The organism is Pseudomonas veronii, from assembly GCF_002028325.1.
GTDB classification, from domain to species: Bacteria; Pseudomonadota; Gammaproteobacteria; order Pseudomonadales; family Pseudomonadaceae; genus Aquipseudomonas; species Aquipseudomonas veronii.
Map to the genome: position 1 here is coordinate 1,207,684 of NZ_CP018420.1, position 15,563 is coordinate 1,223,246.

Genomic DNA, 15,563 nt, shown 5'->3' on the forward strand with positions numbered 1-15,563 from the left:
TAGTCCGTGGATTCATGGTCTTCATGTCCGGACTATACGCATCTCATGAGAGGGGTGCAAATGACAGCTGACGATATGTGGGGGGCCAAGGTAAAACAGGCTTTTGGTGATCGACTCCGGGGTCTACGCCATCAGCTATCTATTACCCAAGAAGGCTTGGCGCTCCGGTGTGGACTTGACCGTAGCTATGTCGGTCAAGTCGAGAGAGGGGAGCGAAATATTAGTCTTGAGAATATTTATCGACTTGCGGAGGGGTTGGGCATTCCTCCCAGTGAACTACTAGTGGAATTAGACGGTTTAACCAAGAATACAAGTTCTGGAGTGTAAGGTGAGCTATCTCTCGAAAGATCAGCTGGTGGAGCTGTCACGTCTGCTTAGAACTTTTTTCTGTTTGCCGTACTCGACCGATTTGGATGGCAAGGATGCAGAAACGTTAATCAGAATCGTAAAGAAAGCAGTTGGTCCCAGGTCGAAACGCAAGGAGCTTTTCGATATTATCGATGGGGATGTTGGGTATTCTGTTAAAACTTTATTCAAAAGTCCCAATGCGGTCAGGGTGGATCTTCAAGAGCAGCGATTTTGTGATGTAGATGAAGTTCGGGTTTTGCGTGCGGCGGGTGGTGATAATGCCGCAGCTCAAGGGAAAATACTTTTGAGCTATATGTACTCTCGAATCAAGGAGCAGATGGATGAACGCGGTATAAAAACTGCTAAATCCTTAATTCTTTTGAAACACTGGAATGTCAGTCGTACCGAGTTTGAGTTTGTTTATTGGGAAGAGGATTTTTTAGGGTTTGTCGAAAACCTGCTTGTTCGTGACGAGGCAGGCGAAATTGAATGGGTGATTCAAGGTGCGGGTCTCCATGCCAGGGACCGGTTGAGGCTCGCGCAGAAACGCGGCAAGAGCGAATCAGATCCTGAGGCCGTCAGGATGCTGCGAATGCATTATAAGCATAACCAGATATTTACAGATCACGATATTCCAGTGGAGGCTGACAGGATTTCGTTTTCCGCTTCTCCCTTGTCGTGGGATGATACGAATAGTTTGATCGATCTACACTTTGCTAATCAGCTTCGTGCTAATTAGTGCATAGATGCCGAGCTGGTTTTCCAGCTCGAATTTCTTTCCTGTTGCATTCTCTCGTTCGCTGGATTATTGGAAGTTATTCCGTTCGCGTATTGGTGCTTTACTGGGGCTGCGGCTGAACAGCTCATTGCATCAAGGGGCGATAATTGCGCGGGATACGTCTGGACGGTCAGCGTTTATTTCTTAAATATAGCTGTTCTACCGAACGCTATCGATTATTGAAATATAGAGAAGTCGGTGCGAGTTTAAGACGCGTTTCGAGTAAGACACAGCTAGTCGGTGGCTTGATGCACTCGAGAATGAATCGTCCATCCCTCTCGCGCAGTTCTGCCAGTCTCGGTGGTGATCAAAAACGTACCCATGGTTATTCTTCGGCGTTTCCGTCGGTGAAGGTGCAAGGCCCGCGCCGCATGGGTGAGAGCCCTGAAACAGCGTTTAAAACCTGACGCTCAAGGGCTGGGCGCGGGTGGGCGGTCGCTGCAACAGCTTGTGACTGTCCCCGTCCGTCATCACTGCCAGGATTTCCATGGCGCTGTGGCCCTGCTCGATGGCAATGCCGAACTGGATGCTTTGCACCAGGCGCTTGAGCCGTTGCGGGTCGTTGCGTTGTGCGGCGCTGATCATGCGCTTGACCACCACGCCCTGCTCATTCGAGAGGGTCAGCATGATGCTGCCATCCAGGCGCTGGATGCTCAGGTTGACCCGGTATTGTGGGGTGAAGGTGTCGGTGATGATCTGAAAAGGATTGTCCATGGTGCGTTACCGCCTGATAAGAACATGCAGTCATTGACGACCGAGGTCTGGATTAGTTCGCGTTGCCTGACCACCGGCCACTCCGTCGCTGAGGGTTCACAACATCCGTTTGCCTCATCAGCTGTACAGCAAGGGCCGTGCCGTACAGCGACCTGTCTGACGCTGGAACACACCTGTGGGAGAGGGCTGGCCCGCGATTGCGGGGGATCAGCTCATGAATCCTCGGCTGAGAGACGGCTATCGCGGGCGAGCCGGTTCCCACATGGGTTGGCGTCGTGCTTTGTTTCAGGGCAATAGCGAGAATGCGGTGCATGATTGGTCGGCGGCGCAAGCAGGCGCGCGCGGGGCAACGATGAAGATTGCGGGGGGTAGGAAGATGTAACTAACTCCCCACCCTACCAGCGTTTTTGCTTGTAGTCAGGGTTAATTTGTAATGTGGGATTTATCTTTGCAAAGGGGTTGAATTGTTTCTCTGACTGCTCAATTGTGTAATCAAGAGGTCATGGTTTCACCACCCCGGTGTTGCAGTTTGTGACCTCTCGCGAGCTAGCTGAAATAAGGGAAGAACTATGCAAATCCAAGTCAATAGCGATAACCATATTGAAAGCAGCATCCGACTGGAGGAGTGGGTACGTAATACCATTGAAAGCACGCTCGAACGTTATGAAGAAGACCTGACCCGCGTTGAGGTCTACCTGCGGGATGAGAACGGCGACAAGCCCGGTCCCCACGATTTAAGCTGCCGCCTGGAAGCACGGCCAAAGGGCCATCAACCGCTTTCGGTGCTGCATAAAGCCGATACGCTGGAACTGGCGATCGACGGTGCCGCGACCAAGCTGGACCATGCGTTGGAACACCTGTTCGGCAAACTGCAAGGCAAGCCACGCGCTGCCGCGAAAAATGTGCCGGCCAACAAAGTGAATGATGACGCGCTTGAAGAGGAATTCCTGGAAAACGAAAACGCTGCAATTAACAGCTGACAGTCTTTTCATTCCCCACTGAGAACGGGCCTGCAGATGCAGGCCCGTTTTTGTTTACCTGCTGCGTCGGAAAAAATACCCGCTCAACAACGCCAACCCACACGCCCCTACGCCCGCAAACAACATCGCCCAACCTGCACCGTGGCGCAGCGCCGCTTGGGCATCCGCGCGCGCCAGCCCCATCGAGCTCAGCACTTCCAGCTTGCCCGCTGCAATGTGCTGACTGATCGCGGGCCAATCCAGTGCGCTGGTTTCGGGCAGCACTTCGGCCAGTTGATGGCTGATCCCCAGCAAGAGCACCAAACCCATCAGCGCAATATTCAGCGCCAGGGTGATCAGCCGCGCACTGAGGTCGATACCCGAGGCCATGCCGGCGCGATCCGCCGAGACCGAGCCGGTGGTGGTGTTGGTGGTCGGTGAGTTGGTCAGCGCCAAGCCCACGCCGGCCATCGCGCAACTGAACAGCACCAGCACGATGTTTGGATGCGCGGCGCCATTGGCGGCGGCCATGGCCAGAAAGCCGGTGCCCATCACCCCCAGGCCCAGCGGGATGATGCGTGCGGCGCCGTAGCGCAGGGCCAGGCGTTCGGCCAGCGGCGGTACCAGCAAGGTGGGCAGGGTATAGGCGAGCAGGGCGCTGCCGGTGGTCAGGGTGTCGTAGCCCAGGCCCGCCTGGAAGTACAACGGCAGGTAGATCATGAACGGCCAGAAACTGAAGTTCATGCCGATCGACCCCATCAACGCGCCGTTGAAGCGTTGGATGCGAAACACCGAAAAATCGAACATCGGATGGGCGCTGCGCCGCTCAATCAAGCTGAACAGCAGCAGCGCGGCCAGCGACAGGCCGGCCCAGCCCAGCATGGCCGGTGCGCCAAAGCCATTCTCGGTGCCTTGGGTGATGAAATAAACCAACGCAAACACCGACAGCGTCAAGGTGAGCATGCCGGCGATATCGAGGCGATGGCTGGCCGGGTCGCGCGACTCCTGCACGCTGACATGCAGCAGCACCAGAGTCAGCAAGGTCAGCGGCACATGTACGAGAAACACCCAGCGCCAGTCCGCCACCGCCAGGATCAACGCCCCGACCATCGGCCCGAAGCCCAGGCCCAGGCCCGCGATCACGCCCCACACCGCAAAAGCCCGCGCCCGCGCCGCCGGTTCACGGAACTGGTGCGACAAAATTGCGAACTGGCAGATCATCATCGCCCCGGCGCCCACGCCCTGGACGAAACGCGCGGTGATCAGCAGGGACGCGTCTTCAGCCAGCCCGCAGGCCAGTGAGGCCAAGCCAAACAGCCACAGGCACAGCACCAGCATGCGTCGCCGGCCAAAGCGGTCGGCCAGCGTGCCGGCAGCCATCAGTACGCTGGTGCAGGCCAGGGTGTAGGCGTTCATGATCCATTGGGCATCCTGGAAACCCGTGCCCAATTGTTGTTCCAGCGTGGGCAGGATCACCGGCACGCTGGAGATTTCCAGGCCGAACATCAGCGCCACCAGGCACACGGCGGTGAGGGCGAGCGCGTTTCTGGCGGAGCTTGATGGGCTGACAGCCGATACAGCGACGGCGGGAGGCATGGGGTCTTCCTTTCGAGAGGTGGAGCGTGTCATTCTCGCGGGAAGTGGATTCTTTATTCGTGACAAGTTTTCCTTCAATCAGGGAATCAAAGGCGACAATTACAGCATGGCCACCCCACGTTTTGATGGCGTTGAACTCTTTCTGCAGATCGTCGAGAGCGGCAACCTGACCGAAGCCGCCGAACGGCTGAACCTCACCCGTTCGGCCGTGGGCAAAGGCTTGGCGCGCCTCGAGGCGCGCCTGGGCACGTGCCTGTTGCAGCGTTCCACCCGCCGCCAGCGGTTGACTGAGGACGGGCAGGCTTATTACGAGCATTGCCTGCGCGCGCTGGCCGAGCTGGAAGCGGCCGAATCCGTGCTCGAAAGCGGTCGGCAGCAGCCTCGCGGGCGCTTGAGGGCGAGCTTGCCGCTGGCTTTCGGGCATCACTACGCGGCGCCGGCGTTGTGGGGCTTGCTGGATCGTTTTGCGCAGTTGGAGATTGATATTTCGTTTTCTGACCGGCTGATCGACGTGGCCCAGGAAGGCTTCGACCTGGCGGTGCGAATCGGCGCGTTACCCGACACCGACCGCTTGAGCGCGCGGCGCCTGGGCGAACAGGCCATCGGCCTGGCGGCGGCGCCGGCGTATTTGCGCCGCGTCGGTCGAATCGAGTGTCTCGAGGATTTGGCCGGGCACCGCGGCATTGCCTACCGCTGCAATGCGCCGCGCCTGGAGTGGGAACTCAATGATGCCCAAGGCCGCCCGCACCGCGCGCGGGTCGCCTCGCCGCTGATGATGGACGACCTCCAGGCCGTGGCCGATGCCGCCATCGCTGGCGTGGGCCTGGCCTGGTTGCCGAGCTGGCTGATCGCGCACTATGTGCTGCGCGGGCAGTTGGAAGCGGTACTGCCGAGCTACCGCGAGCAACCCGCGCCGATTCATGTGATCTGGCCCACCGCGGCGCACATGCCGGCCAAGACGCGCTGCGCCATCGACGCCCTGGTCGCGGGCACCCCGAGTTGCCTGGCGGGCAGCTAGATCTCACGCCTTCGAGCAGGTGATTCATCCGTTCTCTTTTGCTTATGAGAATATTTATCATTAATATTGCGCTCTGATGAACCTGGCGCTCCCCGCATGAAAAGCAAAACCTCGCTTCCCGCCGCTTACCGCCTCGCTGTCACGTCACGCGCATTGGCCGCTGTGGTCGGCGGCTATCTGATGGCGTCTCTGGCCGCCGTCTGCCTGGCGCTGTGGCTGCCTACGTCCCGCGCCGACGCAGTGATCACCGGGATGATGAGTTCGTTTGTGTTCTACCTGTTGGCGGTGCTGTGGTGCTTTGCCTGCCGCACGGCATGGCGTGCCTGGTGTGGCGTGATGCTGCCGAGCGCGTTGTTCGCGACCCTGGCAGGTGTGGGTGTATGGATGGCACGCACATGAAAGAAGGATTCCGCCAGGCCATGGCCTGGTTGCACACTTGGGCCGGACTGATCTTTGGCTGGCTGCTGTTTGCGATTTTCCTGACGGGCACCTTGTCGTATTTCAAGGATGAAATCAGCCATTGGACCCAGCCCGAAGTGCAGGCCAGGCCGTTGGACGATGGGCGCAGCCTCGCGGTGGCCCAAGCCTACCTGCAGCAGCAGGCGCCCACCGCCGCGCGCTGGATTATCACCTTGCCGAACAGCCGCGACCCTGGCCTGTCGGTGATGTGGCAAGACAAGGTCGACCCGGGCAAACGCGGCAACTTCATCCAGAAAGTCCTCGACCCGGTCAGCGGCCAAGCCGTGCAAGCCCGCGAAAGCATGGGCGGCGAGTTCTTCTATCGCTTCCACTTCCAGCTGCAAATGCCGTACCCCTGGGGCCGCTGGTTATCCACCTTCGCCGCGATGGTGATGTTGGTCGCGTTGATCACCGGCATCATCACCCACAAAAAAATCTTCAAGGACTTCTTCACCTTCCGCCCCCGCAAGGGCCAGCGCTCCTGGCTCGACGGGCATAACGCGGTGGGCGTGCTGGTGCTGCCGTTTCATTTGATGATCACCTACAGCAGCCTGGTGATCTTCATGAGCATGGTCATGCCGGCCCCGATCGTGGCCTCTTACGGCAACGACAGCCGGGCCTTCTTCAACGAGGTGTTCCCCGCCACCGACAACGCCCCGGCGCTGGGCCAGCCCGGCACATTGTTGCCGTTGCTGCCGATGTACGAACAGGCGCGGGCGCAGTGGGCGGGCGGGCATGTCGGGCGCTTGGTGGTGAATAACCCGAGTGATGCGAATGCCTCGGTCAATGTGGTCCGCGCCGGCGCCGACCGCGTGGTGCATGATTTCGGCAGCACCGTGTCGTTCAACGGCAGTACCGGCGAGCGGCTGCGGGTCAGCGCCGAGCAATCGCTGCCGGCGGCGATCGGTGGCAGTTTCTATGGCCTGCACATGGGCCGTTTCGCCGGCCCGGTGTTGCGCTGGCTGTATTTTATCTGTGGGCTGGCTGGCACCGCGATGATCGGCACCGGCCTGGTGATCTGGCTCGGCAAGCGCCAGCTCAAGCACGCTAAAACCGGCGGCATGCCGTTTGAGCTGCGCCTGGTCGAAGTGCTCAATATCGCCGGCATGTCCGGGTTGTTGATCGCCATCGCGGCGTTCTTCTGGGCCAACCGTTTGTTGCCGGTGAGCTTCGCCCAGCGCGCCGACTGGGAAGTGCAAATGTTCTTTATCGCGTGGGGCCTGAGCCTGTTGCACGCCATGCTGCGCCGAGGGCGCCAGGCCTGGGTCGAGCAACTGAGCGTTGGCGCGCTGTTGTTTGGCGCGATCCCTGCGCTCAACGCGCTGACCACCTCGCACCACTTGGGCGTGTCACTGGCGACGGGCGACTGGGCCATGGCCGGCTTCGACCTGACGTGCCTGGGCAGCGGGGTATTCCTCGCCTGGGCCGCCTGGAAGATGCACCACCGCACGGCGCCCCAGCCCAAGGCCGAACGGGCGCGCGCGCTCACTCTCAAACCGGAGGCGCATTGAATGCTGCTTGCATGGCTGATGTGCTACGTCGGGTTTACCGCACTGTGCCTGTCCACCGACCGTCACCATGGCGAGCTGCTGCGCAGCAAGCCGTCGCCGCGCCGCCGCCTGGGGTTGCGCGCGGTCGGTGGGGGGTGCTTGACGCTATCGATCTGGCCAGCGGTGGCTGCCTCGGGGTGGGCCCAAGGCCTGGTGGAGTGGTGCGCGGTGTTGATGCTCAGCGCGCTGCTGCTGGTGCTGCTGTTGCCGTATTGGCCGAGGTTGGCCTTGAGCCTGGCGGGCGTCGGCCTGCTGGCCGGTCCCGTCGCAGCCTTTGCCACCCTGTGAGCCGCGCATGATGATCAGTACGCCACCGGAACCCCAGGACAGCCCGCACGCGGACGCGGCGGGTGGGCGCGCGCATTTCCTGCAGGTGTTTTTGTCCCAGCGTTCGCAGATGGAAGCGCTGGTCAGCCGGCGCGTGGGCTGTCGTGCCACTGCAGCCGACCTGGTGCAGGACTTGTTCCTGCGCTTCTGGCGCCGGCCGCTGGTGCAGGTCGAAGAACTCAGCACGTACCTGCTGCGCTGCGCCGGCAATATCGCCATCGACCACCTGCGCAGCGAAGGCGCGCGGGTGCGCAGCAACGAAGGCTGGTTGCCCGAGCAGCAGGACAATCAGGGCTCCGAACCCCAGGCTGCACTGGAGGCCGGCAACGACTTGCGCCACGTCGAGGCGGCCTTGCGCAGCTTGCCCGAGCGCACCCGCCAGATCTTCCTGCTCAACCGCATCCATGGCCGCAAATACGCGCAAATCGCCAAGGCCATGGGGCTGTCCCAAAGTGCCGTGGAAAAACATATGATGCGTGCCCTCGAAGCCTGCAAAGCCAGCCTTCGCGAGCCATTGCCTCCACGCACGCCAGGGAAAGCACCGTGAACGTCACCCCGACGCCCGACCAGCAACAGGCCGCACTGGCCTGGCTGAGCCTGTTGCACGACCAGCCCAGCAGCGGCGACCAGGCCACCTTCAGCCTTTGGCTGCGGGCTGATCCGGCACACGTCGAGGCCTATTCCCAGGCCCAGGTGCTATGGGAGTTGAGCGAAGTGCCGGCGCGTAAACTGGCGGACGAAGACGCGTTGGCCTTACAGGGCTACCTGAATGCGATGCACACCTCGCAGCGCTCACGGGCCATGCGCGGGGTGGGCGCCCTGGCCATGGCCGCGTGCCTGGTGTTGATGGTGTGCATGGGCGGCGGCTGGCAACCGTCGCGCTGGGTCGATGACCTGGGGGCGGACTACGTGACGGCGCCGGGCGAGGTGAAAACCGTGACCCTGGCCGATCAATCCCGCGTCACCCTGGATGCCGACAGCGCCATCGCCGTGGATTTCAGCCAAGGTGAGCGGCATGTCCAACTGCGGCGCGGCGCGGGCCTTTTCAGCGTGACTCACACCGGCGCGGCATTTGTGGTGGGCGCGGGCAGTGGTGAAACACGGGTGCTGGGCACGCAGTTCGAAGTGCGCCTGCAACCGGCGGGCGCGCAGGTGACGGTGTTGTCGGGGCGGGTCGGCGTCACGCCGGCCAAGCAGGGTGCGCAGCAAATTCTTACGGCGGGCCAGCAAATGAGCTACGCCGAGGGCGTGGCCGAGCCCCTGCACGCGGTCGACAGCGAATCACGCCTGGCCTGGCGCGACGGCTGGCTCAACTACTACAAGGCACCGCTGGCCGAGGTGATCGAGGATCTGCAGCGTTACTACCCTGGGCGCATCCTGCTGCTCAACGACGAAGTGGGCTCCCGGCGTGTCAGCGGCAGTTTCCCGAGCAACGATCCGCAAGCCGTGCTGAATGGCTTGCAAGCGGTGCTGGGGTTCGAGCAGCACACGCTGCTGGGGCGGCTGATCGTGGTGCGCTGATTATTTCAGCGCCGCCATGATCTTCTCGGGGCTGTAATCGCGAATCAACGTGCCGTTCACGTCCACGAACGGAATCCCGCCGCCGCCCAACGCTTCATAGGCCTTGCGCGCCTGGGCGTCTTTTTCGATATCGAGCGCCTGGTACGGAATGCCTTTCTGGTCGAGGAAGCGGCGGATCTGTTTGCAGTAGCCACACCACTCGGTGGAGTAGAGCACCACGCGCGCCGAGGCCCGCGTTTGCTCCGGGACCACCTGGGACGGGTTGAACAGCCGTTCGACCTTGCCCCAGTTCTGGATCGCCACCACCACCAGCAACACCAGCAGGACTTTTTTAAGGACCCCGCCGAGCATCAGTTGCGGCGCTTGAGCTGGTCGGTCAGTTGGGTCGGCAGGCCCTTGATGATCAAGGTGCCGGCGGCTTCGTCGTACTCGATCTTGTCGCCCAGCAGGTGCGCTTCAAAGCTGATCGACAGCCCTTCGGCGCGCCCGGTGAAGCGGCGGAACTGGTTGAGGGTGCGTTTGTCGGCCGGGATCTCCGGCGACAGCCCATAGTCCTTGTTGCGGATGTGGTCATAAAACGCCTTAGGCCGATCTTCATCGATCAGACCCGACAGTTCTTCCAGGCCCATCGGCTCGCCGAGCTTGGCCTGGCTGCTGGCGTAGTCCACCAGGGTCTTGGTCTTTTCGCGGGCGGTTTCGTCCGGCAGGTCCTCGCTTTCAACGAAGTCGCTGAACGCCTTGAGCAGGGTGCGCGTTTCGCCCGGGCCGTCGACGCCTTCCTGGCAGCCGATGAAGTCGCGGAAGTACTCCGAGACTTTCTTGCCGTTCTTGCCCTTGATGAACGAGATGTACTGCTTGGACTGCTTGTTGTTCTGCCACTCGGACACGTTGATCCGCGCCGCCAGGTGCAACTGGCCCAGGTCCAGGTGGCGCGATGGCGTCACGTCCAGTTCGTCGGTGACCGCCACGCCTTCGCTGTGGTGCAGCAGGGCGATGGCCAGGTAGTCGGTCATGCCTTGCTGGTAGTGGGCAAACAGCACGTGGCCGCCGGTGGACAGGTTGGACTCTTCCATCAGCTTCTGCAGGTGTTCGACGGCGGTGCGGCTGAACGTGGTGAAATCCTGGCCCCCGTCGAAATACTCCTTCAACCAGCCGCTGAACGGGTGCGCGCCCGACTCGGCATGGAAGAAACCCCAGGCCTTGCCTTGTTTGGCGTTGTAGCTCTCGTTGAGGTCGGCAAGCATGTTCTCGATCGCGGCCGACTCGGCAAGTTCGGAGTCGCGGGCGTGGAGAACTGCGGGTGTGCCGTCGGGTTTTTTGTCGATCAGGTGGACGATGCAATGACGGATCGGCATAGGCTTCTCGGCTGGTTGATAGGGGAGCGGTTGGCCTCCCCGAAAAGTCGCCCAGTGTACCGCACCCATTGGCCAAGACGTGCTTTGAAGGTGTTTTGGAAGGCCTCCGACGGGCCATATGCCTTTTTTTCACGGTTTAGAGCGATAAAGCTGACCAAATGGGTAGGTAGAAGCGGATATTTCCCCGTCTCTGTGCTAGTTTTGCCCGGTCTTACGCCCAAGACTCGGCGTTAAGCGTGCATTCAGTATTTGTCAGGTCGAACCAATCCTCGTTTCAAGCATCTATAACCCCGATCTCCGAGGTTATAGCCGGGGATGCCAGGCCTTGACGGTCGGGCTCGACGGCTGACACTGCACTCTGCAATCCATATGAATTTGATAGGGAAGGAACACCACAATGGCTATTACTAAAGACCAACTGATCGCTGACCTGGCTGAAGCAGTAGACGCACCGAAAACCACCGTGCGCGCTCTGCTGGACCAACTGAGCCAAGTTGTTGCTGATCAGCTGGAAAACGGCGGCGAAATCACTCTGCCAGGCGTTGGCAAACTGAAAGTGACCGAGCGTCCTGCCCGTACTGGCCGTAACCCTTCGACTGGCGCTGCCATCGAAATCGCTGCCAAGAAAGTTATCAAGCTGGTTGTGGCCAAAGGCCTGACCGACGCTGTTAACAAGTAAGACGCAGCAAAAAAAAACCGTGCGCCGGAGCGATCCGGGCACGGTTTTTTGTTGCCTGGGATTTAGGCTCAGTCTTTGCGCGCCCAGCGCTGGCGCCATACCTGCTGCTCGGATGGGGTCTGGAAGGTCCAGGCGACAAAGCGGCTCTGTTTCTGGCCCTGGGACATTTCCACCACCTGGCTTTGCAGCACGCCGGCTTTTCTCAGCGCGGTCTCGATCGCGGGCAGGTTCGAGGCTTTCGACACCAGGGTGCTGAACCACAACACCTTGTGGGCAAAGTGCGCGCTCTCGGCGATCAATTGCGTCACGAAGCGCGCTTCACCGCCTTCACACCACAGTTCGGCCGATTGGCCGCCGAAGTTCAGCACCGGCAACTTGCGTTTTGGGTCAGCCTTGCCCAGGGCGCGCCATTTGCGTTCGCTGCCTTTGGTGGCCTCGTCCATGGACGCGTGGAACGGCGGGTTGCACATGGTCAGGTCAAAGCGCTCGCCCGGTTCCAGCAGGCCCAGCAGGATCTGTTTGGGGTTGCTTTGCTGGCGTAGCTGGATCGCCTTGTTCAGGCCGTTGGACTGCACGATGGCCTTGGCGGCGGCGACGGCAGTAGGGTCGACTTCTGAGCCGAGGAAGTGCCAGCGGTATTCGCTGTAGCCGATCAGCGGGTAGACGCAGTTGGCGCCCATGCCGATGTCCAGCACCTTGACCGGCGCGCCGCGGGGGATTTCGCCGTCATTGACGCTGGCCAGCAGGTCGGCGAGGAAGTGGACGTAGTCGGCACGCCCCGGCACCGGCGGGCACAGGTAATCCGCCGGGATGTCCCAATGCTGCACGCCATAGAAGGACTTCAACAGCGCCCGGTTGAATACGCGCACGGCGTCCGGGCTGGCGAAGTCGATGCTTTCCTTGCCGTAGGGGTTGATGATCACGAATTGCGCCAGTTCCGGCGTGGTCTTGATCAGCGCCGGGAAGTCGTAACGGCCCTGGTGGCGGTTGCGCGGGTGCAGGCTGGCCTCTTTGCGCGGCACGACGGGTTTGGCCGTGGTGGCGGTCTTGGGCTTCTTGCGCGGAGGTTTCGGTGTGCTGGGGGCGGTCATGATGATTCTGGTGTTGGCTCAAAGTGGTGGGCATTGTCACACATCCTGAGGTCAACTCGATCAAATGTGGGAGGGAGCAAGCCCCCTCCCACATTGATCGGGTTTGCAAAGGAAAAAAAAGAGACCCGCAGGTCTCTTTTTTCACACGGCTAGCCCTTACAGGCTGGAAATCCGCGCATGTTGCTCCGCCAGCTTGCCCAGGGCCTGTTCGGCCTCGGCCAGTTTGGCGCGTTCTTTGTCGATCACTTCAGCCGGTGCCTTGTCGACGAATGCCGCGTTGGACAGCTTGCCGCCGACCCGCTGCACTTCGCCTTGCAGGCGTGCAATTTCCTTGTCGAGACGGGCCAGTTCCGCGCCTTTGTCGATCAGGCCGGCCATCGGCACCAGCACTTCCATGTCGCCGACCAGTGCGGTCGCCGACAGTGGCGCTTCGGCGTCATCCGCCAATACGGTGATCGATTCGAGCTTGGCCAGCTTCTTGAGCAGCGCATCGTTCTCGCTGAGACGACGCTGGTCTTCGGCGCTGGCGTTCTTCACGAACACCGCCAGTGGCTTGCCCGGGCCGATGTTCATCTCGGCGCGGATGTTGCGCGTGCCGAGCATCAGGGTCTTGAGCCATTCGATATCGCTTTCGGCAGCCTCATCGATGCGGGCTTCGTTGGCCACCGGCCAAGGTTGCAGCATGATGGTCTTGCCTTGGATACCGGCCAGCGGCGCGAGGCGCTGCCAGATTTCTTCGGTGATGAACGGCATGAACGGGTGCGCCAGGCGCAGCGCCACTTCGAGTACGCGCACCAGGGTGCGACGGGTGCCGCGCTGACGTTCGACCGGCGCATTTTCGTCCCACAGCACTGGTTTGGACAGTTCCAGGTACCAGTCGCAATACTGGTTCCAGATGAACTCGTACAAGACCTGCGCGGCCAGGTCGAAACGGAACTGGTCGAGTTGGCGGGTCACTTCGGCTTCGGTACGCTGCAGTTGCGAGATGATCCAGCGGTCGGCCAGGGTCAGTTCGACTTCTTCGCCGTTCTGCCCGCAGTCTTCGCCTTTATCCAGCACGTAGCGCGCCGCGTTCCAGATCTTGTTGCAGAAGTTGCGATAGCCTTCGACGCGGCCCATGTCGAACTTGATGTCGCGACCGGTGGACGCCAGCGAGCAGAAGGTGAAGCGCAGGGCGTCGGTGCCGTAGCTGGCGATGCCGTCGGCGAACTCGTCGCGGGTCTGCTTCTCGATCTTCTTCGCCAGTTTCGGCTGCATCATGCCCGAGGTGCGTTTCTGCACCAGGGTTTCCAGGTCGATACCGTCGATGATGTCCAGGGGGTCCAGAACGTTGCCCTTGGACTTGGACATCTTCTGGCCCTGGCCATCGCGCACCAGGCCGTGGACATACACGGTCTTGAACGGTACTTGCGGCGTGCCGTCTTCGTTCTTCACCAGGTGCATGGTCAGCATGATCATCCGGGCAACCCAGAAGAAAATGATGTCGAAGCCGGTGACCAGCACGTCGGTGGAGTGGAATTTCTTCAGGAACTCGGTCTGCTGCGGCCAGCCCAGGGTGGAGAAGGTCCACAGGCCCGCGCTGAACCAGGTGTCCAGTACGTCGTTGTCCTGCTGCAGCGCCACGTCCGGGCCGAGATTGTGCTTGGCGCGCACTTCGGCTTCGTCGCGGCCGACATAGACCTTGCCCGACTCGTCGTACCAGGCCGGAATGCGGTGGCCCCACCACAGCTGACGGCTGATGCACCAGTCCTGGATGTCGCGCATCCACGAGAAGTACATGTTTTCATACTGTTTAGGCACGAACTGGATGCGGCCATCTTCCACGGCTGCAATCGCAGGCTCAGCCAGCGGCTTGGTAGACACGTACCACTGGTCGGTCAGCCACGGTTCGATGATGGTGCCGGAGCGGTCGCCCTTCGGCACTTTCAGGTTGTGGTCGTCGACGCTGACCAGCAGGCCGGCGGCGTCGAAGGCGGCAACGATCTGCTTGCGCGCTTCGAAACGGTCGAGGCCGACGTATTCGGCCGGGATCTTGCCGTCGATGCTCGCGTTCAGCGTGCCGTCCAGATTGAAGACCTGGCAGGCCGGCAGTACGGCGGCATTCTTGTCGAAGATGTTCAGCAGCGGCAGGTTGTGGCGCTTGCCGACTTCGTAGTCGTTGAAGTCGTGGGCCGGGGTGATTTTCACGCAGCCGGTGCCGAATTCGGGGTCGCAGTAGTCGTCGGCGATGATCGGGATGCGGCGGCCGACAAGCGGCAGCTCGACGAACTTGCCGATCAGGGCCTGATAGCGCTCATCGTTCGGGTTCACGGCCACGGCGGCATCGCCGAGCATGGTTTCCGGACGGGTGGTGGCGACGATCAGATAGTCGTGGCCTTCAGCGGTCTTGGCGCCGTCGGCCAGCGGGTACTTGAGGTTCCACAGGAAGCCTTTCTCGTCGTGGTTTTCCACTTCGAGGTCGGAAATCGCCGTGTGCAGCTTGGTGTCCCAGTTGACCAGGCGCTTGCCGCGGTAGATCAGGCCGTCTTCATGCAGGCGCACGAAGGCTTCTTTCACGGCTTCCGACAGGCCGTCGTCCATGGTGAAGCGCTCGCGGCTCCAGTCGACGGACGAACCCAGGCGACGGATCTGACGGCTGATGTTGCCGCCGGACTGGTCCTTCCATTCCCAGACTTTCTCCAGGAATTTCTCGCGGCCCAGGTCGTGACGGCTCTGGCCGGTGGCTTCGAGTTGGCGCTCCACCAGCATTTGCGTGGCGATACCGGCGTGGTCGGTGCCCGGTTGCCACAGGGTGTTGCGGCCCTGCATGCGGCGGAAACGGATCAACGCATCCATGATCGCATTGTTGAAGCCATGGCCCATGTGCAGGCTGCCAGTGACGTTCGGTGGCGGAATCATGATGGTGTAGGAATCGCCCGCACCTTGCGGAGCGAAATAATTCTCGGACTCCCAGGTCTGGTACCAGGAAGTTTCAATAGCGTGCGGCTGGTAGGTCTTATCCATGCGCGGCGGGACCCTAGTTGGCATTAATTCAGGAAAGCCGGCAAGTATAACGGGGGATAGGGGCGAGGGGTAGGAGCGAGCTTGCTCGCGAAAACCTGAAGGGCCGCGCGTTCATTCAGGATGTCCGCGCCATCATTGACGTTTTTCGCGAGCAAGCTCGCTCCT

16 protein-coding genes are annotated in these 15,563 nt (G+C 61.0%); 10 read left to right on the plus strand and 6 right to left on the minus strand.

Annotated elements, in window-relative coordinates:
• The first annotated feature begins 75 nt into the window (after positions 1-75).
• Positions 76-327 carry a helix-turn-helix domain-containing protein gene (locus PverR02_RS05540; protein WP_222941879.1) on the plus strand — a complete coding sequence of 84 codons (252 nt, stop codon included), beginning with the start codon at positions 76-78 and terminating at the stop codon, positions 325-327.
• Between the two features lies 1 nt (position 328).
• Positions 329-1,087, plus strand: coding sequence for a hypothetical protein (locus PverR02_RS05545; RefSeq protein WP_079442909.1), 759 nt, complete (start codon positions 329-331; stop codon positions 1,085-1,087).
• A gap of 435 nt (positions 1,088-1,522) precedes the next feature.
• On the opposite strand, the gene PverR02_RS05550 is transcribed toward PverR02_RS05545, so the two are convergent.
• Complete coding sequence (locus tag PverR02_RS05550) at positions 1,523-1,840, minus strand: DUF3509 domain-containing protein (RefSeq protein ID WP_057004300.1); 318 nt, start codon at positions 1,838-1,840, stop codon at positions 1,523-1,525.
• Positions 1,841-2,409: 569 nt separating this feature from the next.
• Between PverR02_RS05550 and PverR02_RS05560 the strand changes: the two genes are divergently transcribed.
• Entirely contained in the window at positions 2,410-2,820 is a 411-nt protein-coding gene (locus tag PverR02_RS05560; protein ID WP_046384600.1) for an HPF/RaiA family ribosome-associated protein, read from the plus strand.
• Between the two features lie 54 nt (positions 2,821-2,874).
• On the opposite strand, the gene PverR02_RS05565 is transcribed toward PverR02_RS05560, so the two are convergent.
• A complete protein-coding gene (locus PverR02_RS05565; RefSeq protein WP_079442910.1) occupies positions 2,875-4,395 on the minus strand; it encodes an MFS transporter in 1,521 nt (506 codons plus the stop codon).
• 106 nt (positions 4,396-4,501) lie between these two features.
• On the opposite strand from PverR02_RS05565, the gene PverR02_RS05570 reads away from it, so the two are divergent.
• From PverR02_RS05570 to PverR02_RS05595, 6 genes are all read left to right on the plus strand, one after another.
• Positions 4,502-5,413 (plus strand): LysR family transcriptional regulator, encoded by a 912-nt coding sequence (locus tag PverR02_RS05570; RefSeq protein ID WP_026139741.1) that lies wholly within the window; start codon positions 4,502-4,504, stop codon positions 5,411-5,413.
• 96 nt (positions 5,414-5,509) lie between these two features.
• The gene (locus PverR02_RS05575; RefSeq protein WP_046384598.1) at positions 5,510-5,812 is read left to right on the plus strand and encodes a DUF3649 domain-containing protein; all 303 of its coding nucleotides are present in this window, start codon (positions 5,510-5,512) and stop codon (positions 5,810-5,812) included.
• Positions 5,809-7,383, plus strand: coding sequence for a PepSY domain-containing protein (locus PverR02_RS05580; RefSeq protein WP_079442911.1), 1,575 nt, complete (start codon positions 5,809-5,811; stop codon positions 7,381-7,383). Before PverR02_RS05575 ends, PverR02_RS05580 begins: the two co-directional genes overlap by 4 nt.
• A complete protein-coding gene (locus PverR02_RS05585; RefSeq protein ID WP_046384596.1) occupies positions 7,384-7,710 on the plus strand; it encodes a DUF3325 domain-containing protein in 327 nt (108 codons plus the stop codon). It begins immediately after the preceding gene.
• A gap of 7 nt (positions 7,711-7,717) precedes the next feature.
• Positions 7,718-8,296, plus strand: a complete 579-nt coding sequence (locus PverR02_RS05590; RefSeq protein WP_079442912.1) for an RNA polymerase sigma factor — start codon at positions 7,718-7,720, stop codon at positions 8,294-8,296.
• Positions 8,293-9,270 carry a FecR family protein gene (locus PverR02_RS05595; RefSeq protein ID WP_079442913.1) on the plus strand — a complete coding sequence of 326 codons (978 nt, stop codon included), beginning with the start codon at positions 8,293-8,295 and terminating at the stop codon, positions 9,268-9,270. Before PverR02_RS05590 ends, PverR02_RS05595 begins: the two co-directional genes overlap by 4 nt.
• Here the strand turns inward: PverR02_RS05595 and PverR02_RS05600 are convergent, their stop codons facing one another.
• Together PverR02_RS05600 and yejK are read right to left on the minus strand one after the other, a co-directional pair.
• On the minus strand, positions 9,271-9,621 hold the full coding sequence (locus PverR02_RS05600) for a glutaredoxin family protein (protein WP_017844532.1): 351 nt from the start codon (positions 9,619-9,621) through the stop codon (positions 9,271-9,273).
• Positions 9,621-10,625 carry a nucleoid-associated protein YejK gene (gene yejK, locus PverR02_RS05605; RefSeq protein WP_017844533.1) on the minus strand — a complete coding sequence of 335 codons (1,005 nt, stop codon included), beginning with the start codon at positions 10,623-10,625 and terminating at the stop codon, positions 9,621-9,623. The genes PverR02_RS05600 and yejK overlap by 1 nt, the downstream gene beginning before the upstream one ends.
• Positions 10,626-11,022: 397 nt before the next feature.
• Here yejK and PverR02_RS05610 point away from each other — a divergent pair, with 397 nt between their 5' ends.
• Complete coding sequence (locus PverR02_RS05610) at positions 11,023-11,304, plus strand: HU family DNA-binding protein (protein WP_003188840.1); 282 nt, start codon at positions 11,023-11,025, stop codon at positions 11,302-11,304.
• A gap of 68 nt (positions 11,305-11,372) precedes the next feature.
• Here PverR02_RS05610 and rlmF read toward each other — a convergent pair whose 3' ends face one another.
• Together rlmF and PverR02_RS05620 are read right to left on the minus strand one after the other, a co-directional pair.
• Entirely contained in the window at positions 11,373-12,395 is a 1,023-nt protein-coding gene (rlmF, locus tag PverR02_RS05615) for a 23S rRNA (adenine(1618)-N(6))-methyltransferase RlmF (protein WP_079442914.1), read from the minus strand.
• A 156-nt stretch (positions 12,396-12,551) separates the two neighbouring features.
• Entirely contained in the window at positions 12,552-15,398 is a 2,847-nt protein-coding gene (locus PverR02_RS05620; protein WP_079442915.1) for a valine--tRNA ligase, read from the minus strand.
• Between the last annotated feature and the right edge of the window lie 165 nt (positions 15,399-15,563).

Excerpts from the sequence above, each read along its gene's own strand:
- PverR02_RS05600 (WP_017844532.1), bottom strand. The coding sequence starts at position 9,621 with ATGCTCGGCGGGGTCCTTAAAAAAGTCCTGCTGGTGTTGCTGGTGGTG.
- yejK (WP_017844533.1), bottom strand. The coding sequence starts at position 10,625 with ATGCCGATCCGTCATTGCATCGTCCACCTGATCGACAAAAAACCCGAC.
- PverR02_RS05610 (WP_003188840.1), top strand. The coding sequence starts at position 11,023 with ATGGCTATTACTAAAGACCAACTGATCGCTGACCTGGCTGAAGCAGTA.
- PverR02_RS05590 (WP_079442912.1), top strand. The coding sequence starts at position 7,718 with ATGATGATCAGTACGCCACCGGAACCCCAGGACAGCCCGCACGCGGAC.
- PverR02_RS05620 (WP_079442915.1), bottom strand. The coding sequence starts at position 15,398 with ATGGATAAGACCTACCAGCCGCACGCTATTGAAACTTCCTGGTACCAG.
- PverR02_RS05560 (WP_046384600.1), top strand. The coding sequence starts at position 2,410 with ATGCAAATCCAAGTCAATAGCGATAACCATATTGAAAGCAGCATCCGA.
- PverR02_RS05565 (WP_079442910.1), bottom strand. The coding sequence starts at position 4,395 with ATGCCTCCCGCCGTCGCTGTATCGGCTGTCAGCCCATCAAGCTCCGCC.
- PverR02_RS05540 (WP_222941879.1), top strand. The coding sequence starts at position 76 with ATGTGGGGGGCCAAGGTAAAACAGGCTTTTGGTGATCGACTCCGGGGT.
- PverR02_RS05580 (WP_079442911.1), top strand. The coding sequence starts at position 5,809 with ATGAAAGAAGGATTCCGCCAGGCCATGGCCTGGTTGCACACTTGGGCC.
- PverR02_RS05575 (WP_046384598.1), top strand. The coding sequence starts at position 5,510 with ATGAAAAGCAAAACCTCGCTTCCCGCCGCTTACCGCCTCGCTGTCACG.
- PverR02_RS05550 (WP_057004300.1), bottom strand. The coding sequence starts at position 1,840 with ATGGACAATCCTTTTCAGATCATCACCGACACCTTCACCCCACAATAC.
- PverR02_RS05570 (WP_026139741.1), top strand. The coding sequence starts at position 4,502 with ATGGCCACCCCACGTTTTGATGGCGTTGAACTCTTTCTGCAGATCGTC.
- rlmF (WP_079442914.1), bottom strand. The coding sequence starts at position 12,395 with ATGACCGCCCCCAGCACACCGAAACCTCCGCGCAAGAAGCCCAAGACC.
- PverR02_RS05585 (WP_046384596.1), top strand. The coding sequence starts at position 7,384 with ATGCTGCTTGCATGGCTGATGTGCTACGTCGGGTTTACCGCACTGTGC.